Annotated in this window: 14 protein-coding genes; 7 read left to right on the top strand and 7 right to left on the bottom strand. The window is 58.0% G+C overall.

Annotation, left to right across the window (positions count from 1 at the left end; genetic code table 11):
• Positions 1 to 85 precede the first annotated feature (85 nt).
• Entirely contained in the window at positions 86 to 3637 is a 3552-nt protein-coding gene (locus tag ACUZ79_RS01015) for an FAD-binding and (Fe-S)-binding domain-containing protein (protein ID WP_449250428.1), read from the bottom strand.
• A gap of 450 nt (positions 3638 to 4087) precedes the next feature.
• Here ACUZ79_RS01015 and ACUZ79_RS01010 point away from each other — a divergent pair, with 450 nt between their 5' ends.
• Positions 4088 to 4978 (top strand): hypothetical protein, encoded by an 891-nt coding sequence (locus ACUZ79_RS01010; protein WP_449250427.1) that lies wholly within the window; start codon positions 4088 to 4090, stop codon positions 4976 to 4978.
• A gap of 152 nt (positions 4979 to 5130) precedes the next feature.
• Here ACUZ79_RS01010 and cydB read toward each other — a convergent pair whose 3' ends face one another.
• Positions 5131 to 6156, bottom strand: coding sequence for a cytochrome d ubiquinol oxidase subunit II (gene cydB / locus ACUZ79_RS01005; protein ID WP_449250426.1), 1026 nt, complete (start codon positions 6154 to 6156; stop codon positions 5131 to 5133).
• 2 nt (positions 6157 to 6158) lie between these two features.
• Positions 6159 to 7475 (bottom strand): cytochrome ubiquinol oxidase subunit I, encoded by a 1317-nt coding sequence (locus ACUZ79_RS01000; protein ID WP_240823220.1) that lies wholly within the window; start codon positions 7473 to 7475, stop codon positions 6159 to 6161.
• 310 nt (positions 7476 to 7785) lie between these two features.
• Between ACUZ79_RS01000 and htpG the strand changes: the two genes are divergently transcribed.
• Positions 7786 to 9762: a molecular chaperone HtpG gene (htpG, locus tag ACUZ79_RS00995; RefSeq protein ID WP_449250425.1), complete on the top strand. Its 1977-nt coding sequence runs from the start codon at positions 7786 to 7788 to the stop codon at positions 9760 to 9762.
• A gap of 109 nt (positions 9763 to 9871) precedes the next feature.
• Here the strand turns inward: htpG and ACUZ79_RS00990 are convergent, their stop codons facing one another.
• From ACUZ79_RS00990 to ACUZ79_RS00980, 3 genes are all read right to left on the bottom strand, one after another.
• Positions 9872 to 10582 carry an OmpA/MotB family protein gene (locus ACUZ79_RS00990; protein WP_449250424.1) on the bottom strand — a complete coding sequence of 237 codons (711 nt, stop codon included), beginning with the start codon at positions 10580 to 10582 and terminating at the stop codon, positions 9872 to 9874.
• Positions 10583 to 10753: 171 nt separating this feature from the next.
• On the bottom strand, positions 10754 to 11602 hold the full coding sequence (gene motA / locus ACUZ79_RS00985; RefSeq protein WP_449250423.1) for a flagellar motor stator protein MotA: 849 nt from the start codon (positions 11600 to 11602) through the stop codon (positions 10754 to 10756).
• A gap of 273 nt (positions 11603 to 11875) precedes the next feature.
• Positions 11876 to 13918 (bottom strand): AsmA family protein, encoded by a 2043-nt coding sequence (locus tag ACUZ79_RS00980; protein ID WP_449250422.1) that lies wholly within the window; start codon positions 13916 to 13918, stop codon positions 11876 to 11878.
• Positions 13919 to 14199: 281 nt separating this feature from the next.
• Here ACUZ79_RS00980 and ACUZ79_RS00975 point away from each other — a divergent pair, with 281 nt between their 5' ends.
• Positions 14200 to 15834, top strand: coding sequence for a cobyric acid synthase (locus ACUZ79_RS00975; RefSeq protein ID WP_449250421.1), 1635 nt, complete (start codon positions 14200 to 14202; stop codon positions 15832 to 15834).
• Between the two features lie 9 nt (positions 15835 to 15843).
• On the opposite strand, the gene ACUZ79_RS00970 is transcribed toward ACUZ79_RS00975, so the two are convergent.
• A complete protein-coding gene (locus tag ACUZ79_RS00970; RefSeq protein ID WP_449250420.1) occupies positions 15844 to 16779 on the bottom strand; it encodes a DMT family transporter in 936 nt (311 codons plus the stop codon).
• A gap of 169 nt (positions 16780 to 16948) precedes the next feature.
• On the opposite strand from ACUZ79_RS00970, the gene ACUZ79_RS00965 reads away from it, so the two are divergent.
• The 4 genes from ACUZ79_RS00965 (at position 16949) to ACUZ79_RS00950 (ending at position 22610) form a co-directional block, all read left to right on the top strand.
• Complete coding sequence (locus ACUZ79_RS00965) at positions 16949 to 19780, top strand: response regulator (RefSeq protein WP_449250419.1); 2832 nt, start codon at positions 16949 to 16951, stop codon at positions 19778 to 19780.
• Positions 19777 to 20601, top strand: coding sequence for a glycosyltransferase family 8 protein (locus ACUZ79_RS00960; RefSeq protein ID WP_240823212.1), 825 nt, complete (start codon positions 19777 to 19779; stop codon positions 20599 to 20601). Before ACUZ79_RS00965 ends, ACUZ79_RS00960 begins: the two co-directional genes overlap by 4 nt.
• Positions 20602 to 20845: 244 nt before the next feature.
• Positions 20846 to 21313 (top strand): chemotaxis protein CheW, encoded by a 468-nt coding sequence (locus tag ACUZ79_RS00955; RefSeq protein ID WP_027180850.1) that lies wholly within the window; start codon positions 20846 to 20848, stop codon positions 21311 to 21313.
• A 157-nt stretch (positions 21314 to 21470) separates the two neighbouring features.
• Positions 21471 to 22610: a DegT/DnrJ/EryC1/StrS family aminotransferase gene (locus ACUZ79_RS00950; protein WP_240823211.1), complete on the top strand. Its 1140-nt coding sequence runs from the start codon at positions 21471 to 21473 to the stop codon at positions 22608 to 22610.
• Position 22611: the final 1 nt, after the last annotated feature.

Raw genomic sequence — 22611 nt, 5'->3', positions numbered from 1 at the left:
GCGCTGTATTTTGGGAATAATGCTGGCCTTGCCAGAGAAACAGGAGGTCGAGCCTGCATGCGCAGGCCGCCTGATAATAAGGCTGTTATTTTACGTCAATAATGCGCACTTCGCCGCGCATTTCGTTGACCTTTTTGCGGAAGGTCTGGCGGCGGTCCTCACCATCCACCTGACCTGCCAGCCATTCAACCACGTGCATGACAGGGCGTTTGTCGCGCATGTTGATGAGGCAGCGGCCAATACCAATCTTGCACGAGGGGCAGCCCACAATCACGGGGCCGTCGTTGCCCTGCTCAAATGCCTCGCCAAGGCGGATCTGTTTGCGTGAACGCAGCAGGTTGTAGATGTCGGGCGAGGTCATGGCGCCCATGCCCGATTCGCCGCAGCAGCCGGGGTTGAGCGTGATTTTGGCGCCGCTGAAGTCGCCCAGCGCCTTGATGATCTGCTTTTGTCCCTTGATCTTGTGTACATCGGCCCATTCGCAGTGGCACGCTCCGTGGTACAGAACCTTTGAGCCTTCCGGCAGGGGAGCCTTGAGCTTGTCCTTGTCCAGCAGGGGCAGGGTAAGCTGCCCCACATCGCGCAGGGTCAACTGCGGGAACTGCGTTTCCATGTGCAGGCGTTCAAGACCGTCACGGCACGAGCCGCAGGCTGTGACCATATGCTTGCAGTCAAAGCCCAGCTTGGCAAGATTGCGCAACATGGAGGCCAGATATTGTCGATTTTGGGCCATGTTGTCTTCAAAGGCCGTATCCATGCCCGCTGCCAGCAAGGGGAAGCCGCAGCACATGTGCCGGGGCGGCACGGCTACGGCAAAGCCGGCCTTGAGCAGAAGCATGACGGACGAAACGCCGATGCGGTCATAGAACAGCGCGCCGCCGCAACCGGGGAAGTACAAGACGCAGGGCATGCCCGGCGTTGGCTCGGCAGGCGCAAAAATGGAACCCCTGTGCAGCTTGAGGGCCTCATACAGATTAGTGTAGCCCATCTTGGGGCCGCGACCAGAAAAGAGCGGGCTTTTAAGGCGGCGTTTCCACATGTCTGGCACGAAACCGAGAAACTTGTTCTGCATTTTTTGTCCAAGGGAGGCCATTTTGGCCGCCTTGGGCACACGGTGCTGGATGTCGCGCGAGAGCCACTCAAGGGCGTGTCCCTTGATGGGGTGGCCGCCAGCGCCTTCGTGTTCCAGCAGGGCGCGCAGGGTAAGGGCCACCTCGCCCGAGGGAATCTTGACCGGACAGTTGGCCATGCAGCGCCCACAGGCGGTGCAGTGTTCCACAATATCGCGCAGGGCCTTGTGCAGGCTTTCCTCGATGCGGCCCTTGTTGACCTGACTGTAATACACGGCCTCCAGCAGCATGCCCAGCACCATGTTCTTGTTGCGGGGGTGGTACTGCATGGAGCGCTCGGGATAGCACATGGAGCAGACCTGCTTGCACTTGCCGCAGCGTGTGCAAACCTGAATGGAGGTGAGCAGGCTGATGAGTTTTTCCTTGTCGGGCAGGCCGCTTTCGCGAATATCACGGATCAGGCGGTTGAACGAGAAGGTAAAGGGGCGCACCGGCAGTTCGCGGAAAACGAGCTTGGCCGGGTTCATCACATCGCGGGGATCCACGCGCTCCTTGAAAGCGCGCAGGGCGTCCATCTTGTCTTTGCCGAAAAAGGCGATCTTGGTGATGCCGATGCCGTGCTCGCCCGAAACCTCGCCGCCCATTTCCTGGCATTCAGCCATGATGCGGGCTGCGGTTTCTTCCGCTTCTTCAAGCATGTGGGCATCGTTGGAGTTCACAGGGATGTTCACATGGCAGTTGCCGTCACCCGCGTGCATGTGACTGGCAACCACAATGCGGCTGGCATCCATGTATTCCCTGATCTTGTCGATCTTTTTGGCAAGATGGGGGTATTTTTCCTTGAGCTTGGCAAGAAAGTCTTCTGCGCGGGCGGCCAGTTCCATATCCGAAATTTCGGTGGCGGCAACATCGCCCGAGGCAGCCTTGGAGGCCTGCGAAAACTCGCGGTTAAAGTCCTTGTCTTCCATGGGGAAGCCCGGCAGACGCCCCACTTCCTGCAAGGCGTAACGGTAGGAGGCCGCCGTGCATTCCAGATTGATCTGCTCGAGGAATAGCGCAAAGTCGGGGATGCGGTCCATGGGGATGACCACGTCCTCGTTCATTTTAAAGCCGGAGGTGCGTTTGGCGATGGCCGAGAGCCTGTGGCGGTCTTCCCAGAAGCGTTCGCCTTCCTTGTCATCAGCGGCAACGATGATGTCCACGTTGTCCTGCTGTTCCACAACACTCACGATGTCGCCCACGCACTTGTCGAGCAGGTAGGGATCGTCGCCGTCCACCTGCAGGATGATGACCGAAATGGGCGAGCCTTCGTATTTCTCGGACTTGCGCTTGTATTCGATGGCCTGCACGTACTTGGCGTTGAATTCCTCCATGGCCGACAGGTGGGCGTAGTCGCCTTCCTGCCGGATGCGGTTGCGCAGGGCCACCAGCTCGCGCACGACGATGGCGGCGGGGTGCATGGAGCGGCCGAAGAATTCAAGCACCATGACGCGGCTGTACTTGGGCTTGGGGTGAACGATAAAGCAGGCTTCGGTAATGATGCCGTCCACGCCTTCTTTCTGCATGCCCGGCAGGCCGCCCAAAACTTTGTTGGTCACGTCCTTGCCAAGGCCCGGCAGGCGGATTTCATCGCCGCGCAGGTGTACCACGTTGCGTACGCCGCCGCTCACGTCCTTGACCACAAAGACGGCGGTTTCGTCAGGCAGAATCTTGTGGCGAGGGTGGTTTTCACGCTCAACGGTAATGATTTCACCCGTGGGCGTGACCATGCGCCACCACAGCAGGTTATCCAGCGTGGTGCCGTATTCAAAGGCGCTGGGTCCGCCTGCATTTTCAGAGATGTTGCCGCCGATGGTCGAGGCCTGCTTGGAAGCAGGGTCAACGGAAAACAGCGCGCCCTCGGTGTCCACCGCGTTGATGACGGCCTGGGTGATGGCCCCGGCCTGACAGGTGACTGTCATGGCTTCAAGGTCAACGGGCCCGATGCGCGTCAGCCGGGTGAGGCTGACAATAACCGTTCGCTTGCGCGCGGGGACTGCACCGCCGGTCATGCCGGAGCCGCCGCCGCGCGGAATGAGCGCAAACTTCATGTCGTTGGCAAGCTTCACAAGCTCGGCCACCTGCTCGGTATTGTCCGGCTCAACCACCAACAAGGGCAGTTCCATACGCAAGTCGGTGGCGTCTGTTGCCGATTCCACCATGGCTGCGGGATTGGTTAGAATGCATTCATCGGGCAAAACGCCGTGCAGGGCGTCCACCAGTTTGGCGCGGAAGGCGGTTTCGGCCTCATGGGCCGACCAGAACATGGTGAGGCCTTCGCTGATGGCCGTGGCGTAATAGTGCGCCAGGGAGACCGATTCTTTGTCATAGCTTTCGCGCACGCTGGTGCGCACGGTTTCCGCATTGATAAAGGGGTTGTAGGCCACCAGAAAAAGTTCTTCGGCTATGGCGATGGCCAGGTTGCGCACAGATTCGGGCCATTCTGCAAAGTCATCAATGTTGATGCGCAGAATTCTGTTCACCACATAGTCGGGAGAAATGGAGATATGCGGACCCTTGTGGGGCATGACGTTCTACCTCGTAAAGCTCGATGAAGCTCTTGCGGCGTTGCCGCCGGTCAAATCCGTGAAGACAGGCGGGGCATGCTCAATCCACCCCCTGTTTTCCCGCGCATCTGCGAGCAGCCCAATAGCCGACCATGCCGAACCGATGCCCGTAGTGATGCGGGGTCGGGCGGCATGGCAGTTTGGAAAAAACTCGCGCTCTCGGCAGGCCGCAGGCCGCCGACACTGTTCAAACCCATCGGACAAGCCGAAGGTCTGCAACGCGGGGGAAGCCTTTTCTCTACGTTCTATATTGATGGATGGCAAGTGCGCAGGCATTGGCCCAAGCCCGCCATACACCATCCTGTCTGCCATAACAGGATTAGTAGTCTTTGACATTTGGCAAGCTGTAGATATTCTTCTGCCAGACGGGGTGCCCTGGGCCTCCGGGTATTCATCTATGGAGCTATTTACATGCTTATCTTAAGTTTACAGCCAATTACGGATGTTTTTGACTGGCTTCACTCAGCCTGGGAGCGTGCCGCTACCCAGCGCCGCGTGGCCCTGTGCATCCTCTGGGTATATCTGCTCGCCCTGCTTGGGGTGGAACTCAAGCGCATGGGCATTCTGCCCCCGTGGCTGGCAGCGATCACGCCGTACAGCCATTTTTACGCCATCCATCTGGCCTTTACCCTGATTCTGGGGCTTGAGGTCATGAGCCTGATTCTGGTGATCCCAAGTTCCCTTTCGCAATCCATGGGCAAGCAGTTTGAGATACTTACCCTCATTTTGCTGCGCAATGCCTTTAAGGAACTGTCGCATCTGCCGGAACCAGTCAGCGTGGTTGACGACCTGCTGCCGGTTATCAGTATCGCGGTTTCCGGCGCTGGCGCTCTTGCCGTGTATCTGTGCCTTGGTCTGTACAAGCGCATAGCACGGCAGCATCTGCATTTTATCGCCACAGCTGATCTACGCATGCGCTATGTCATGAGCAAAAAAATGCTGGCCTTGGCCTTGTTTATCATTTTTTTGTTCATAGGCTCTCACGATTTCATGCATTTTGTGAAAACCGGCGAAGATCTCAAATTTTTTGAAACACTCTACACCGTGCTGATTTTTGCAGATATCGCCATGGTGCTCATTGCACAGCGCTATATGCCCGCCTTTCACGCGGTGTTCCGAAATTCGGGTTTTGTCATAGGCACCTTGCTCATGCGGCTGGCCCTTTCCGCAAGCCCCTTGTGGACCCCTGCCATTGGCCTTTTCGCAGCGCTCTTTGTGCTGGCCGTGACCTGGGGCACCAACTACTTCACGCCGCTGCGGCATCAGGGCTACTGCGTGCGTGAGGTGGAATCCACCGATTAACCAGTTGCCAGAAGCTTTTTTGTTCCAAAGGCGATTATCTCGCTCAGTAGTGGGAACGGAGTGATTATAAAGAAAGTGTTTGTGACAGGTATCAACAAAAAGTCCCGCGCTGTAGGCCAGCACGGGACTTTTTTAATTATTTATGGACAAGGCTAGTAGGCGTGTTCGTCCTTGAGGTCATCGTGCGTCACAGGGGCAGAGAACAGCCTGTACATCCAGAACTGGTACGCAAGCACGATGGGCACCATGACCAGGGCCACGCCCAGCATGATCTTGAGCGTCAGCTGGCTGGAAGCGCCGTTAAAGGCCGTGACCGTGGCGGCAGGATCAATGGAAGATATGATCATGCCGGGGAACATGCCCGCCACGCCAAAGAAGGTAACGCCAAGAATGAACACGGCGCTGCACGCCCAGGCCAGCCACAGCTTGCCCGCACCCAGCATGACGCGCGCGCCCACAAGGCCCGCCAGCGCCAGCAAGGGCAGAACAAACAGAACAGGCATGGCCAGAAAGTTTGCATACAGCTTGGTGTACATGGCAGTGAGAACCAGAAAGACCACCAGCAGCAACAGCATGACAGGCCACAGGAAGGTGGCCGATGCCACTGCGCGGGTTTGCAGGCTGCCTGTGCTCTTGATGGCCAGCCACAGGGAGCCGTGCAGCAGGAACATGCACAAAAAGAACACGCCGCCCGCAAGGCCGTAAATGTTCAGCAGACCAAGCAGGTTGCCGTGGTACACGCCCTTGACGTCAATGGGAATGCCCATGAACAGGTTGGCGAAAGCCACGCCAAGCAGCACGCAGGGGATCAGGTTGGCAAGAAAGTGCACACCGTCCCACAGGGCGCGCCAGCTGTCGTGTTCCACCTTGTTGCGGAACTCGAAGGAAACAGCCCTGAAAATAAGGGCGAAGAGCAGCAGAAGCAGCGGGGCGTACAATGCGCTGAACATGACCGCATAGGCCTTGGGAAAAGCCGCAAAGGTCACGCCGCCAGCGGAAATAAGCCACACTTCGTTGCCGTCCCAGAAGGGCCCGGCAGCGTTGTACATGATGCGGCGCTCAGATTCGTTTTTGCCCAAAAAGGGCAGCAACGCGCCAAGGCCCAGATCAAAACCGTCCAGAATAAAGTACACGGCCCACAACAATGCCCACAGCACAAACCAGATGGTTTCCAACATGGCTATACCTCCTGGGCGTCAGGGCCCTTGATGGCGTATTTACGCAGCAAGTAAATGTCCAGAAGGCCAAGCAGGGAATACACCACTATGAACGCACCCAGCGAAATGGCGACATTCTCGGCTGGAACTGGCGAAACCGCGTCGGAAGTGCGCATGAGACCATAAACGATCCAGGGCTGGCGGCCAATTTCGGCCACTGCCCAACCCAGCATGATGGCAACGTAGGGCAGGGGGATGTTCCATACCAGCGCCTTGAGCAGCAGGGGGCAGGGTTCGTCCTTTTTGCGTTGCAAAAAAGCGCCCACGGCCAGCAGCACAAACAGGCCAGCCATGGCGATCATGCCACGGAAGCTCAGGAAGGTAGGCATGACCGGGGGGCGGTCTTCCTTGGCAAAGTCCTTGAGACCCTTCACTTCGGCGTTGGCGTCACCATAGGCAATCCAGCTCAGCAGGCCGGGAATGCCAATGGCCTGAACCTTGTTGCCTTCATTGGCTTCGTCAGGCCATGCCAGCAGGTAGAAGGGCACGTTGCGCCCGGTTTCCCAGTGGGATTCCAGCGCGGCCAGCTTGGCAGGCTGCACCTGGGCCACCGTCTTGCCCTGCTGATCGCCAGAAAGGCCCAGCAGCAAAACAAGAATCAGGGTGAAAGGCGCGGCCATCTTGAAGGAGGCCCTGAAAAAGTCCACCTGGCTCTTGCGCAGCAAATGCCAGGCCGAAACGCCCAGCACAAAAAAGCCGCCCAGCGCCCACGATGCCAGCACCGTATGCGCGTACATGCCCCAGGCGTAGCCATTGGTCACTACCTGCCAGAAGTTGGCAAGCTCAGCGCGCCCGATGGTCTCATTGATGGTGTAGCCCACCGGGTGCTGCATAAAACCGTTGGCAAGAATGATCCACAGGGCGGAAAGGTTGCCCGCAAATGCCACAATGTAAATTGAGGCAAGATGCATTTTTTTGCCAACGCGGTTCCAGCCGAAGTGCCACACTGCAAGGAACGTGGATTCCAGAAAAAAGGCCACCGTGGCTTCAATAGCCAGCAGGGAGCCGAAAATATCGCCCACGTATTCCGAGTAGCGGGACCAGTTGGTGCCGAACTGGAACTCAAGCGTGATGCCCGTCACCACGCCCAGGGTAAAGTTGATGAGAAAAAGTTTTCCCCAAAATTTGGCTTGTTTTTTCCAGAATTCGTCTCCGGTGCGCACATAGCGGGTTTCCATCCAGGCGAGAATGACGGAAAGACCGAGCGTAAGCGGTACGAATATGAAATGGAAAAAAACGGCCACAGCGAATTGCAAACGCGAAAGCATTACAACGTCCATGTAGGCCCTCCTTGAATATCCTTCAGGCGAGATAGCTTTTTTCCCATCAAATGGCAAGTAGTTACGAATATCATTTTGCCCGTATGAGTATGAATCCTGCGGGCTTGATGTTTTATCCCCCTTTTAGATGAAATATTGGATTGGAATGTCCGTGCGTGCCTGTCTGCCTGATTTACAGGGTGCCGGACGCGCGGCTTTCCCTGCGTTGCCACCAGCCGCGCGGAAAAATGCCGTAAAATTTGGCAAATCCCCCTTGAAAATTCAGTGGGGGATATTATTTTCAACTATATCTTTTTTCAGGAGGTTTGTCATGGCAGAGGCTGGTAAGAATTCCCGCCAATTCCGCGCTGAGGTGCGCAAAGTCCTGCATATCCTCACCAATTCGCTCTATACAAATCGCGAAATTTTTTTGAGGGAACTTGTTTCCAACGCCTCGGACGCGTTGGATAAATTGCGCTATCGCATGAACAGGGGCGAAAGCCCGCGTCTTGCTGATATTCCCCTTGAAATCCGCATCAGCCTGGACAAGGACGCCAAGGTTCTGACCATTGCAGATACCGGCGTGGGTATGACCGCAGATGAACTGGCTGAAAACCTTGGCACCATTGCCAGATCTGGCTCCGAGCAGTTTTTGGCCGATATTGCGGCTGAAAATGCAGCCAGCGGCAGCGATGCGGCAAAGCCCGAAGTCGGGGAGGAGGGCGAAACCTCCGCTCCTGCGGATGCCGCCAATATTATCGGCCGTTTTGGCGTGGGCTTTTATTCCGTCTTTATGGTGGCCAGCAAGGTGGAAGTTACCTCGCGCCCGGCTTTTGGCGATGGTGCCGAAGCCAGCGTGTGGGTTAGCGACGGGCTTGGCACCTTTACCATTGAGCCCGCAACCGGGGACGAACCGGCGCGCGGTACGGTCATCAAGGCATGGCTCAAGGACGATGCCGCCGAATTTGCGGAGAAGTTCCGCGTTGAGTCGGTTATCCGCAAGCATTCGGCCTTTGTTCCCTTCCCTGTCCTGGTGGACGGCGAGCGGGTCAACACCCAGCCTGCGCTGTGGCGCGAGCCCAAGTTTTCGGTCACCAAGGAGCAGTACGATTCCTTTTACAAAGCCCTGACCTATGACGCCAAGGAGCCGCTGGACACCCTGCATCTTTCTGTGGATGCGCCCGTACAGTTTAATGCCCTCTTGTTCACGCCCGATTCGGCGCAGGATTTTTTTGGTGCCGACCGCGAATTCTGGGGGCTCGATCTCTATGCCCGCCGCGTACTTATCCAGCACCGCAACAAAGAGCTGGTGCCTGAATATCTGGCCTTCCTCAAAGGCGTGGTCGATACGGAAGATCTGCCCCTGAACATCTCGCGCGAGACGCTTCAGGAAAACGTGGTGCTGCGCAAGATCAATCAGGTGCTGGTCAAACAGGCCCTGGGCCACCTTGAAAAGCTGGCAAAGGACGATGCGGAAAAATACAGCCGCTTCTGGAAGCTGCACGGCAAGGTTTTCAAGCTGGGGTACCACGACTACGCCAACCGTGAACGCATCAGCGCCTTGCTGCGCTTCAATTCTTCGTCCCTCGCTGATGCGGAGGCGCTCACCAGCCTTGATGAATACATGGCCCGCGCTCCTGAGGGGCAAAAGACCATCTGGTATGTGGCTGCGCCCAGCCGGGAGGCTGCCCGCCTCAATCCGCACATGGAGCGCTTCCGCCGCAAGGGCATTGAAGTACTGTGGCTGTATGAGCCTGTGGACGAATTTGTCATGGACGGCCTTGCCAAGTACAAGGACTGGGAATTCAAATCGGTGGAAACAGCGGCGGACGATGCCCTGAAAGACTTTGCCGACAAGGAGCAGCCGGAACACGAGGCCGCCGCGCCACTTTCTGACGATGATTCGGCTAGCTTTGATGCCCTGCTTGCCAAGATGAAGGAAATCCTGGGCGACAAAGTAACGGAAGTGCGCGTTTCTCACCGTCTGGCTGACAGCCCCGCAGTGCTGGTTTCGCCCGATGGCGGATTGTCATCCTCCATGGAAAAGCTGCTCAAGGTCATGCAGAAGGATGACTCCATCCCTGTGAAGGTGCTGGAGGTCAACCGCGATCATCCCCTGCTGCGCAGCATGTTGCGCATGTTCAAGGCTGACGCGGACGACAGGATTCTGACCGACATGACGGGCTGCCTGTTTGACGCCAGCCTGCTGCTGGACGGCTACATCAAGGATCCTCAGGCCTTGGCGGCCCGCACGGGCAAGCTGCTTGAAGAGGCTGCCGCCTGGTACACGGAAGTACGTAAGATATAACTCTGGTCAGGATGCCGAAAGGCATCTATATGTCAGTGAAAAAAAGAAGCGGCCCTTGTGGATTGTCACAGGGGCCGCTTCTTTTACAATTTACTGGCAGAAAGGCGGGCTAGTAAACCACGCTGTACGACATGACCTCTGGCCGATGGAAGAAAAATTCCACCCGTCGGTTCATGGCGCGGCTCTGTTCGTCAATGCCCGGCTTGAGGGGGCGCGTATCGCCGTAGCTCACAGCGCGCATGCGTGTGGGTTTGATGCCCTTTTCAGCAAGAAAGTGCACCATAGCCGAGGCGCGCGCGCCGGAAAGCTCCCACGCGGAGGCAAACGGCGGCCTTGCCTCGGTGGAGTCAGCGTGCCCGCGCACCACAAGGTAAAGATTGTATTCGTTCATGAGTTTCAGCACCGCTTCCAGCACCTTGGTGCCTTCGGGCAGCAGGTCAACGCTGCCGGGGCGGAACATGACGTCCGAATTGACGCGCAACTGCACGCCCACGTCATCCGCGCTGATGCCCGAGGAATTTTGCGGCATGGCGTCTGCCATGAGCATCTGTTTGATTTTTTGCGCAATGGCGTAGTGCGACTTTTCGACCTCGTTGATTTTAAGGTCGCGCGCATCGATTTTATCCGTGTTTTGAATGAACGGATTGTTTGAAATGGGGGATGTGGAGCTGGAGTCAAAATTGCGCTCGCCGCTGAAGTACGCGGCAAGCCCCGCCTTGGTGTCGGGCGGCACCATGCTGAGGATCCACAGCAGAAGGAAGAAGGCCATCATGGCCGTAACAAAGTCGGCATACGCCACTTTCCATGCGCCGCCGCCCATAGGCTTTCTCCTTCGTAGTATTCTGCGCCGGGCTTCGCGCTCTTGCTGGCGGCATAAAAATCAGCCGCCAGCACCCTTGATGCACAAACCATAGCAGGTTTTTACAGAAGGGCAAAATATCTGCGCCTGCACCCCCCAGATTAGGGGGGCAGTCAGCCCGTTTGCCCTGGCTTAGCCGCTCTTGAGCCGTTCTTCCATTTCGGCAAACGAGGGACGGAAGGGGTAGGGTATGGCCCTGCGCCCATATTCCACGGCGATCAGCGGAGTTGATCCGCGAATGGCGGCAGCCACGGCTTCCTTGATAGCGTTAAAATAAAAATGTTCTTCGGCCACGTAGTTTTCAAGCTTTGCTCCCATGGGGCCAAAGAGGCCATAGCAGGCAAGAATACCAAAAAACGTGCCGACAAGTGCTGCCGCGATGTAGTGGCCAAGAACTTCCGGTGGCTCATTGATCTTGCCCATGGCCAAAACCACGCCCAGAACGCAGGCCACAATACCCATGCCCGGCAGTGATTCGGCCATGTGCGACACGGCGTGGGCGGGCAAAATACCTTCTTCGCGCATGGTTTCGATATCCACGTCCATGAGGCTGTCAATATCTGCGGGGTCGCCGGTGGTCAGGTATACTCGCAGCGTGTCGCCCACAAAGTTCACCAGCACGGTATCTTTGGAAATATTGGGATATTTGCTGAAAATTGGGCTGGATTCGGGTTTTTCAACGTCGCTTTCAATACTGATCACGCCCTCGCGGTGCATTTTGGAAAAGAGCGCGTACAGCAGGGCAAGGGTCTCAAGGTAATGATTTTTGCTGGAACCCGGGTCGGCAAACAGGTGTTTGAGACTTTTGACAACCAGGCCAAAGGTGTACTTGGTCTGCGAACCAAAAAACGCCCCAAGGCCGCAACCCAAAATAATGATGAACTCGGCGGGCTGAAAAAGGATGCCCCAGTCGCCGCGGGCCATGGTGTAGCCTGTGCCGACTGAAGCCGCAACAATGACCAGTCCTATAAGTAAGTACATACTGCCGCCTGTTCGCTCTATGCCTTACCGGGCAAAAAACCCGTAAAGCTCGTGTGTTGCCTGGCTGGCGGAATTTTGACCACTCCGCTCACCACTCGCGCCTTTAAAGCGCGTTCAGGCCTTCTTTAATGCTTAACGCCCGTGATGCTAATAGCTTTAGCCCATGACGCCGAAAAGGCAAGCCCCGGGAAAATACCTTTACCAGTGAACCGGGGCTGTTTGCCTTGCCCTTTGGCCCTGGCAAGTATTTTTGTCAGGCCGCAGCCATGCCTGTTAACGGCCCAGAATGCCGCGAACCAGCCCTTCAGCGCCCTTTGCCGCATCCTTGGTGGTGCTCCCGGCTTCCTTGCCGGTTTTCAGCAATGCGCCCGGCAAATTTTTTGCCATATCAAGGGCAAAACGCGGGTCAACACCATACGAAATGTCACTCAAAGGCCCCTTGGCCGTCACAGGAATTGTCAGCCCCATGGTTTTGATGTCCAGAGCCGCATCCATGTACTGTTTGGGCAGGCTGATGCGCGCCTTTCCCGTAGCGTTGAGGGTGGCGGAGGTGACAGTGATGGGGCTTGCGTTGATTTCGCCATCGCGGGCAGTAAAGGGCGCACGGGCCAGATCAAAGCGGTCGGGCAGCGGCCCCCCCTTGCCGGTGAGCGAGGGGATGCTCTTGGAAAGCTCTGCCATGGCCGGAACATGCAGGCGGCGTATTTCCAGCAGCCCGCGTCCGCCAAGGCTTTGGCGAATATCATTGGCGTCCGCGCACTTCATGGTCACATCCGCATCCAGCGAGGCTTGCCCATCGGCCAGCTGTCCCTTGCCAAGGGCAACCAGCAGCGGACCAACCTCCACATCGGCGGCCTGCGCCTTGAGAGCGCAAGTTTCAGTCGCCATATCCATGGTGCCGGTGGACTTGATAAGCCCGCCGCTGCCAAGGCTGGCGGTTAAGGATGTCAGGGCGTAGCGTCCTTTTTCTCCCTTGATGGCCAGCGCAATGTCTTTTACCTGTAACCCGTCCTTGGTAATGCCAGCCACTTTGGCGCGGATGTCCAGCCCCGGCATGCGCCGTGCGGCTTCCGCATCCGGCTTGGCGCGTTTGCCGCTGATTGCTGTGCCGTCGCGGCCCGCAGGCTTGGTTTCCGCCACATTTTTGCCGGATTCTGCCTGGGGCAGATAGGGATCAAGATTGAGCATGCCGGTCTGCACGTCAGCAGTCACAAGCATGGGAGCGTTTTCGGGCAGGTCAAGGCGCAGACCGCCGCGCATGGAAAGATCGTCGAGTTGCAGCAGCATCTGGCTGAGGTTCAGGGCATTGGCGGCATAGCGCACCATTGTTCTGAAGCGCAGATCGTCCTTGGCTGAGGGCGTCGCCAGTTTGTGACCTGCCAGCGCGGCAAGTTTGTGGGGCGAGCCTTCCATCTCAAGAGCGCCGTTGAACGCCAGAGGGGACAGCCCACCTTCGCCGGATGCGCTCACCCGCGCCTGGGGCGTATTGAGCAAGGCCTTGCTCAACTGGAGGTGCAGATCGCTCAGCCGTAACGACCCTTCACAGGTAAACTGCAACGGCCCAGCTTCCTTGGGCAGCGCTCCGGTGAGCGGGGTGACTGTCAGCGCGGTCTGCCGGAAAAGCAACTGAGGGGGCGCGTAGCGCAGGCGGGAAGAAAATGCCAGCGTCCCCGAGATGCTGCTTGCCCCAGTCTTGGCGGCGGGGGCAGATGGTTCGGCGGTGCTTTCACCAAAAACAAAGGCAAAATCGCACTGCACCACGGCTTCCTGTCCGGTGCGCAGATTCTCTACAGACAAGTTTACATCATCAACGCGCAGTGTTTTACCATTTGCGCTTGCGTAGGTCACAACACCCTGACGCAGTACAAGGCGTTTTAGCTCAATGGGAAGGGCTGGCGGAGTCGAAGCGGCGGGCTTGGCTTCAGCTGCGGGTTTTTCCGCGTCCGGCTTGGCAGCGGCAACGGCTTTGCCTTCGCGGACTTCAATCATGGGGCTGTTCAGCCGTACTTCACGCACGATAACATTGCCCGTAAGCAGGGGGCTCAACTCCAGTTGGGCCATACCGCTTTTGACGGAGATGACCACTCCCTGCCCATCGCTGGCGCTGCCCCAGTGCGCCTGTCCAAAATTGACGCCGGGGGGGAAAAAGGAAATTCCGGGCGGGCTGTCAAACGTTAATGGCTGCCCAGTGGCTTTGGCCGTGGCATCGGCGATCTGCCGCACCACAAAGCCAGCGTCGACCCTGCTGAGCAGAACAGCCGCCGCCACTGCCAGAACAGTGGCGCCACCCAGAATCCATAAAAGTACACGCTTCATTGAAACTCCGCAGGTATTTGCGGCCCTGGCGGCCGCGTAAACCGCCGTGCCCTTCAGGGCTGCGGCGGGTATTTGTATGACCACCATTTCTTTTATACGAAAAGCTGGCAAGCAGTGCAAGGCGAAGAACGCCCAGCGCAGCAGGTCAGCTTTGCACTTTGGCGGACTGCACAGGCGCATCGGTTGCGGTAGCTTCCCTCAATCCATATATTGCCGGAAAGATATCATAAAAGACACAGCACTGAACGGGCATTGCCGCAAGTGCAGGGAGGACTACCGCGATGGCGGCCAGACCGGTTCACACGGCACAATCGAAGCCGGGGCTTTTTTTGCCTCCGGCTCTCATGATTCAGGGAACATGCTCAAACGCGGGCAAAAGCCTGATTACGGCGGCTGTGTGCCGCTTGCTGGCGCGCAGGGGGCTGCGGGTTGCGCCCTTCAAGGCGCAGAACATGGCGCTTAATTCCTTTGTAACCAGCGACGGCAAGGAAATGGGCCGCGCTCAGGTCTTGCAGGCCGCCGCCTGCGGCCTTGCGTCAGACGTGCGCATGAACCCGGTGCTGCTCAAGCCCACGTCCAACGTGGGTTCCCAGATCATTGTACTGGGCGAAGCCGTGGGGCACATGCGCGTGGGCGAGTATCTCGCCTATAAGCCAGAAGCCTGGAAGGCAGTGCGCCGTGCCTACCGCAGTCTGGCCGCAGATATGGATGTTATGGTGCTTGAAGGGGCGGGCAGCCCGGCTGAGATCAACCTCAAGGCACATGATATTGTAAACATGCGCATGGCCCGTTATGCCGAGGCGCACGTGGCTCTGGTGGCGGATATTGACCGTGGCGGGGCCTTTGCGGCCCTGGCGGGCACCATGGCCCTGCTCACCCGCTCCGAAAGGGGGCGTGTAGGGGGCTTTATTCTCAATAAGTTCCGGGGCGACGCTAGTCTGCTGGATCCCGCCCTGTCCATGATCCAGAAGCGCACGGGTAAACCCTTTTGGGGTGTGGTGCCCATGCTGGAAAACCTGCGCCTGCCCGAAGAGGACTCCGTAAACTTCAAGGAAGGTCTGACCCCTGGCCTGCGCCTGGGGCAAACCTCTGGTGCCCCCGGCTTGCTGGATATCGTGGTGCCCGATCTGCCGCATTTGAGCAATGCCACGGATCTTGACGCCCTGCGGGACGAACCGGGGGTGCAGTTGCGTATTGTGCGCCAGGCGGATCAGTGGGGTGCGCCGCATGTTGTCATTCTGCCAGGCAGCCGCAATACCGTGGGGGATCTACGCTTTTTGCGGCGCACCGGACTGGCCGGGCTGGTTCAGGAATTTGCCCGTCAGTGCCTGACGCGCGGTACTGGGGCGCTGGTAGGCATCTGCGGGGGATTGCAGATGCTTGGAGTTGAAATAGTCGACCCTCTGCAGATTGAAGAAGGCGGATGCGAGCCGGGGCTTGGCCTGCTGCCACTCAGTACAAGGCTGCTGGCAGCCAAGCGCCTGTGTCGTGCCGCCGGATGGGCGGATGCCTGTGTGACCGGGGCAGAACGCCAGGCCGTGACAGGCTATGAGATCCATCACGGCGAGACCTCCTCCTTGCACGGAGAATTGTCGGATATAGCTGGTGAACCCGCTGCGGGCGATGCCGCGTCTGCCGTCATGCGGGTTGTGATGACCGACTCCGGGGGCCGCCCCGTGGGCTGGGGACGGTGCGATGCTCGCGGCTGTGCCCGTGTGTGGGGCAGTTATCTGCACGGTCTTTTTGACGAGGACGCCTTTCGCCATGCATTTTTGCGTCGTCTGCGGCATGAGGCGGGTTTGCCGTCAGCGCCGGAAACAGCCTACAGCCTCGGTCCTGAGCTGGACAGGCTGGCCGATGCTGTAGAAGCCGCGTTGGATATGCCGGCCATACTCAACGTGCTGCAACTGCCTTGAGCAGAAAAATCATACTGTCGGTTTTTGGGCCAGGGCGTTGCGGCTTATTCCGCGCCATTGGCTCAGCAGTACGCCAAGCACTATAAGCAAGGCTCCTCCATATTGGGCGGGCGGGAGCTTCTCGCCCAACAGGGCGACGCCGAAGAGCAGGGCAAAAACAGGTATGAGATTGGTGTAGGCGGCGGCGCGACCAGCAGAAAGGCGCTTTACGCCAAAATTATACAGACCGTAACCTGCAAAGGTCACAATGCCGCCCAGATAGAACACGCAGGCCCAGGGAACCCATGCGGGAAAATCCCTGCCAAGGCTGATGAGCGTGTCTGATTCCGGCACCACAAGCGCCAGCAGACAAAAAAAGATCATGCCCACAAAGGCCTGAACAGCCGTGATGCACAGGGCGCTGTATACGGTTGAAAGGTGGCGGGCCAGCACGGTATATCCGGCGGCGCAGCACATGGCGATACCCTCAAGAATATTGCCCAGCAGGGGATTGGCGGCTTTTTCGTCCGGCACAGCGGCAAGGGTGAGCCACGTGACGCCGCAAACAGCCAACAAAAAGCCAAGCCACATGCGCAGGCCCGCGTGTTCGCGCAGGGCGACAAAGGCTACTGCCGCCACCAACAGGGGCAGCAGGGATGTTATCATGCCCGCCTGCGAGGCCGTGGTCAGGCGCAGCGCGTGGGTTTCAAAGAGAAAAAAGAGGCAGGGCTCGCACAGTGCCATGAGCGTCAGCGTCCCCAGATTGCCGTGTTCCTTGAGTTCGCGCCAGAGGCGCGACCACAGGGGCAAAAAAACAATACAGGCCACCAGCATGCGCCCGGCCATGGTTTGCAGGGGGGTCAGGGCGGTCAGGGCGATGCGCAGCACAACAAAGGTGGAACCCCAAAAGGCCATGGCTGTCAGTAAGGCCGCGTGGGGCAATAAATTCCGGGCGGTGGGGGACATGGGGATTTTCAGTTTCTCCAGAATGGTCGCGGGTGATTTTTGCGGCAGCCTATGGTAAGAATGCCAATACTTCAAGGTATGAGGCCATCCGTCAGTCGTGCGGGGGTGTCTGCCTGTCCGGTTCAAGCTTGACGAAGGGCACTGTCCGCTGCCTGCGGGAGCAAGAAGCATGAGCATCAGAACCATTATCAAAACTTCCAACCTCGCGCAGTTGCTGCTTCTTCTGCTGCTTGGGCTTTGCCTTGTATCTCTGGGGCGCGGCCTGAATGAGGGCCGCAGGGTACTCGAAAACTACTACAGGCTTGATTCCCTCCTGGTGGATGTGGAAACCAATACCCGCCAGAGTTACGAAGAAGCCCACGCCTTTATTTTTACGGGCAATCCAGAGCGTTATGCCAAGTGGCAGATGCTGAATCAGGATCGCGTCCACGAGATGCAGGACGCCGCCGGTCACGAGGGAACCTTTGAACATATTGCCCGCACTCTCAATGTGACGGGAGGTCTGCAAGGGCAGGTTCAGGCGCTTCTTGCCCAGCGCAGGCACCTCGACAATCTGCTTGATACCGCCGTGAACATGGCTGTGGGCAATAGCGGGCCGCCCCTGTGGGACAGGGACGGGCTTGACCTGAAAGGCGCGCAGATCTGGGTAGACAGGGTCAATCTGGACAGTGAAGCGCAGCAGGTTCTTTTCAGCGCGCAGGCCCTGCGAGAAGTGCAGTACCGCAGCTTTCTGGAACAGGTGAGCAAACAGGAGTCGCCGCTTGCCCAGATGGTCTGGGCCATGTTTTTTGCCTTGTTGGCCCTGGGAGCAAGCGCGGTTGCCAATATTTATATCTTTCAGAAGAGGGTCGCCAAGCCGCTGGGCGAGGTCAGTCAATACGCTGAAGGCGTGGCGGCGGGCGAGGATCCCGAACCATTGAAGCTCAAGTACCGGGATGAGCTGGCTGTCATGTTCGCTTCCTTGCAACGCATGAAGGGAACGCTGTTTTCCCGTATCCGCGAATTGAAAGAGGCCGAAAGGCGTGCCCGCAAAAGCAAGCAGCAGGCCGTGCTTGCCCGTGCGCAGGCCTTGTCGTCACTGGAACTCGCCCAAAGGGCCTCACACGTGCAGGAAGATTTTTTGCGCCGTATGAGCCATGAAATCCGCACGCCCCTCAATGCCATCATCGGCATGAGCTATCTGAGCCTGCAAGCTGGCCTCAGCGGTGTGCAGCGCGACTATCTTTCCCAGATCAACAAATCCGGCAGCCTGCTGTTGGACATGGTCAACAGGATTCTTGATTTTTCAAGCATCAACGAGGGCTTGCTGCGCCGGGAAAACCGGGCATTTCAGGTGCCCCGCCTGCTGGAGCTGTTGCGACAGAGCGTGGCGGGCAGCGCCCTTGAAAAACAGTTGGAGCTGATTTTTACACTGGATCCGGCTGTGCCAGCAGTTGTGGAAGGTGATGAACGGCATCTGGAAGAAGTGTTGCGCATCCTGCTGGACAATGCGGTCAAGTACACCCGCACGGGCTCAGTGGAATGCAGTGTGCAGCTTGCCCACGGCGACCTGGAAGATGGCGGATGCCGTCTGCTTTTTGTGGTGGCCGACAGCGGCCCCGGCATGGATGCTGTTCTTAAGGACAAGCTTTTTGAACCCTTTGCCCTGGGTGATGAGTCGTTGACGCGATCAAACAGCGGCCTCGGCCTTGGGCTTGCGCTGGCGCGGCAACTGGTCAACCTCATGGGCGGGGAGCTTTCTGTGGCAAGCGCACCCGGCAAGGGAAGCCGTTTTTTCTTTGAACTGTCCTTCGGTTGGGTGCAACAGGGCGAAGCCATTACGGAGGCTACCTCCGCTCAGGAAGAAGCCGCCGCTGTTGTGGACAGTGCCCTTGGCGTTGCGACCACGGTGCACCGCACTGTACTTGTGGTGGAAGATAACGATATCAACGCCCAGATCGCCAGCGAGTTGCTGACCCAGGCCGGGCTTGACGTGCGTGTGGCCTCCAACGGTCTTGCGGCGGTTGAAGAGGTTCGCGGCGGCGGCGTTGACCTTGTGCTCATGGATGTGCAGATGCCTGTAATGGATGGCCTTCAGGCCACCATGCGCATCCGCGCGCTGGGTTTTTCACCTGCGGATCTGCCCATTCTTGCCATGACTGCCCATGCCGATGCCGCTTCCCGTCTGGAAGGCAAGAACGTGGGCATGAACGACTATCTCACCAAACCGGTTGATCCTGCCGCCCTATATGCCGCCCTTGAAACATGGCTTCCGGGCGGATTACAGTCCAATCCGCTGACCGCAGATGTTGCCCCGGATGTTTTTTCTGCCGCCGCAGACGCCGAAATCCGTGTTCAGGAGGGCGAGGAACGGCATTCTCTGGACGTTATGCGCGACCCGGCCACAGCCTCTTCAGTACCGGAGGGGCAGGCGGTCAATGTGGAGGCTGGCCTTGCAACCGTAGGCGGCAACCGCGAACTGTACAGGGAACTGCTGCTGCGTTTTGTGGATCACTACGGCGAGAGCGCCAGAGAGCTGCGCGGCCTGCTTGCCTGCGGTGATCTGCGTGGTGCGGCCCGTTTGGCGCATACGGTAAAGGGCGTTGCCGCCAACCTTGGCGTGGAGCGGGTATGCCGCCTCACGCGGCACATGGAAAACTCTTTGCCCCTTATTCCGCCGAGCGAAGAACTGATGGACGAGTTTGAAGCGTGCATGAACGAAGTGCTGCTGCGCGTACGCTGTCTTGAAGGCGATGGAAGCATGGTCACAGCCGGTACCATGCACCTTGAAGGCGAGCACCGGGACAACCTGCTGGCTCTGCTTGCCGAACTGCCCGAATTGATGGAAACGGACTGGGGAAATGCGGAAAGTGCCCTTGAGCGGTTTATGCCTCTTGTGAACGGCACCCCCTATGCAGAAGACCTGACCGCCATTCTTGCCTCGGTGAAGGACTTTGACAATGCGGCCCTGCAGGGGCAGGCGGCAGCCCTGCAAAGACGTCTGCGCGGAGAAAGCCTGTGAAGACCGTTTTTTGCCTTGACGACAAGATCAAGTACCTGACCCTGCTCAAGGTGGCGGTGCGGTCATTGCGTGCAGTGCAGGGCAAGGATGCCCCCTGCCTCTGCATCTATGCCGGAAGCGATGCGGCCTTGCTGGCAGAACTCGCTGCGGAAAATATTCCTGTTGCGCGCTATACGCCGCGCCTTGACCCAAGCGGTTTCACGCCTCTGGGGCAGTCCTGCGCCGGATGCTTTCTCAAACTTGAGCTGGCTCTTGTGCCCGAGCTTGCCCAGGACGACCGTGTGCTTTACTGCGATACGGATGTGCTTTTTTATCGCCCGCTGGACGAACTTTTTGCACAACATCCGGCTTACGTGGGTATGGCAAGGGAATACACAGCTCCATTTTATCATCAGCATCAGCAGCTTTTTTATGAATACAGGGGCGAACAATACACCGTTCCCATGCCTTTTCCCATCTGGACATATTCCAGCGGAGTGGCGCTGTTTAATCTTGAGCGGCTGCGCAAGCGCGATCTGATAGGGCATTTCATGGCTTTTTGCCAGGAAAATGAATCGCGCATCGGCAATCTTGATCAGTCGCTGGTGAATTATTTTTTTGGCAAGCGCATAACGCGGCTGGATGACTGCTGGAACAGCCCCCCCTATAGAGAGGAATGCAGGGATGAAGCACGGATAGTGCATTTTCACGGTCCCAAGCCCTGGGCATATAAACAAACCGACCTGCCTGAACTGTGCATCAATCACTATGACTACATGCGGGGAATCTGGATGGAATACCTGAATCCCCAGGAACGCGCGCTTGTGGAAAGCTGGGCGTAACCCGGCCCGAAAGGATTGTTTTTGTCACCCACTCTGAAGTATTCTCCGCTCTGTCCGATAAGGTTGAAACCGGGGCCTGAACGCTCCAGTTAGCGGGATCGATCCCGGCGCAGATTGCAGCGGATTGCATATGACGAATTGCCGCAAAAGCGGCGATTCATGGGCGGAAAACGCCCGCTTATACCATGGAGGCCATCCCATGACGGATACAATGGACGCGGCGCAAGCGACTGGGCAGGACATGCTGCAAGGTTCCGGACAGGAACATGAAGGCGATCTGCTCCAGCTGGTGACATTCCGCATTGGCGAAGAAGAGTTCGGGGTGGACATCCTTTCCGTTCAGGAAATCATCCGTCTCATGCAGATTACCATGGTGCCCCATGCCGCAGCATTTATTGAAGGCGTAATCAATCTGCGCGGCAAGGTTATTCCGGTCGTCAACATGCGTACGCGCTTCAGCATGCCCGCCCTGGAGCACGATGGCAACACGCGTATTGTCGTGATGGAATTTAACCAGAAAATAGTGGGTTTTCTGGTGGACGGAGTGTCCGAAGTGCTGCGCATTCCCGCCTCCACAGTGGAGCCTGCGCCACCGGTGGTTTGCGGCATTGGCTCCGAGTATATCCGGGGCGTGGGCAAGCTTGAAGACCGCCTGCTCATTCTGCTTGACCTCGACACGTTATTGAGCGACATGAACGCCGATGCGGGTTAGCATGGCGGCCAGGCGCGCACTACTGATTCCGTGCGGACGGCGGACTTTTTAAAGCCCGGCGTCCTGCGGTGTTTTGAGTGAACGACGCGCAGCCTGAAGCCTTCGCCAGCCGTAGCGGCACAGCCGCTAGGGTTATGCCGCCGCAGCAGGAGGCCTTATGTCCATGCGTCTTTCCCGCTCCATTGTGGGTGAAGCTGAAGCCCGCGCCGTAAGCCGTGTTATTACTGAAGACGGCTACCTCGGCATGGGCAACGAAGTGCGTCTTTTTGAAGAAGAAGTCGCCCGCTACCTCGGCGTCAAACCTAGTCAGGTTATTTCTGTAAATACAGGTACTGCGGCCCTGCATCTGGCTGTGGATGCCGTTGCCGCCCAGTGCCGCGTAGACGGAAAGCCGGAAGTTCTGGTACCTTCCCTTACTTTTGTGGCGTCTTTTCAGGCCATTACCGCCGCAGGCTGCCAGCCTGTGGCCTGCGATGTGCTGCCTGAAACCGGCACCATTGACCTTGCCGATGCCGAACGCCGTCTGACCCCCCGCACCATTGCCATCATGCCCGTGCACTATGCCAGTAATCCCTGGCATATTGACGCCATATATGATTTTGCCCGTGCAAAGGGCTTGCGCGTGGTGGAAGACGCCGCCCACGCCTTTGGCTGCAAAAGCAAGGGACGCATGATCGGCAGCTTTGGCGACATGGTCTGCTTCAGCTTTGACGGAATCAAAAATATTACCTGCGGTGAAGGCGGCTGCCTGGTGGCTTTTGATGAGGCCGCCGGAAATCTGGCTTCTGACGCCCGGCTGCTTTCTGTAGCCAACGATGCAAAGCAGCGTTTTGCCGGGGCGCGCTCGTGGGATCCCGATGTGACCCGTCAGGGCTGGCGCTATCACATGAGCAATATCATGGCCGCCATCGGGCGGGTGCAGCTTGGGCGGCTTGAATCGGAATTTATTCCCGCACGCCGCATGCTTACAGCCATTTATGAACAGCGCCTCGCCAATGTGGAGGGCCTTGCCCTGCTGGCCACTGACCCGCAGGACTTTGTGGTGCGCCATATCATGCCCGTGCGTGTCCTGGGTGGCCGCAAAGATGCCGTTAAGGAATTTATGGCGGCACGTGATATCCCCACCGGAGTGCATTACAAACCCAACCACCTGCTTAGCTGCTTTGGCGGGGGCGCGGAGTCGCTGCCCGTGACGGAACAGCTCTATGGTGAGCTTGTGACCCTGCCCCTGCACCCCGGCCTCAGCGCCGAAGATGTGGAGAGCGTGTGCGACGCGCTTGTTGCCGCACTCAAGTAGC

This window comes from Desulfovibrio faecalis, from assembly GCF_053570625.1.
The sequence above is the reverse complement of the archived record's forward strand: the minus strand, read 5'-3'. Positions and strand labels throughout refer to the sequence as shown.

Coding starts and splice junctions, on each gene's coding strand:
- ACUZ79_RS01000 (WP_240823220.1), bottom strand. CDS start 7,475: ATGGACGTTGTAATGCTTTCGCGTTTGCAATTCGCTGTGGCCGTTTTT.
- ACUZ79_RS00970 (WP_449250420.1), bottom strand. CDS start 16,779: ATGTCCCCCACCGCCCGGAATTTATTGCCCCACGCGGCCTTACTGACA.
- ACUZ79_RS00990 (WP_449250424.1), bottom strand. CDS start 10,582: ATGGGCGGCGGCGCATGGAAAGTGGCGTATGCCGACTTTGTTACGGCC.
- ACUZ79_RS00965 (WP_449250419.1), top strand. CDS start 16,949: ATGAGCATCAGAACCATTATCAAAACTTCCAACCTCGCGCAGTTGCTG.
- ACUZ79_RS00950 (WP_240823211.1), top strand. CDS start 21,471: ATGTCCATGCGTCTTTCCCGCTCCATTGTGGGTGAAGCTGAAGCCCGC.
- ACUZ79_RS00975 (WP_449250421.1), top strand. CDS start 14,200: ATGGCGGCCAGACCGGTTCACACGGCACAATCGAAGCCGGGGCTTTTT.
- htpG (WP_449250425.1), top strand. CDS start 7,786: ATGGCAGAGGCTGGTAAGAATTCCCGCCAATTCCGCGCTGAGGTGCGC.
- ACUZ79_RS01015 (WP_449250428.1), bottom strand. CDS start 3,637: ATGCCCCACAAGGGTCCGCATATCTCCATTTCTCCCGACTATGTGGTG.
- motA (WP_449250423.1), bottom strand. CDS start 11,602: ATGTACTTACTTATAGGACTGGTCATTGTTGCGGCTTCAGTCGGCACA.
- ACUZ79_RS01010 (WP_449250427.1), top strand. CDS start 4,088: ATGCTTATCTTAAGTTTACAGCCAATTACGGATGTTTTTGACTGGCTT.
- ACUZ79_RS00980 (WP_449250422.1), bottom strand. CDS start 13,918: ATGAAGCGTGTACTTTTATGGATTCTGGGTGGCGCCACTGTTCTGGCA.
- cydB (WP_449250426.1), bottom strand. CDS start 6,156: ATGTTGGAAACCATCTGGTTTGTGCTGTGGGCATTGTTGTGGGCCGTG.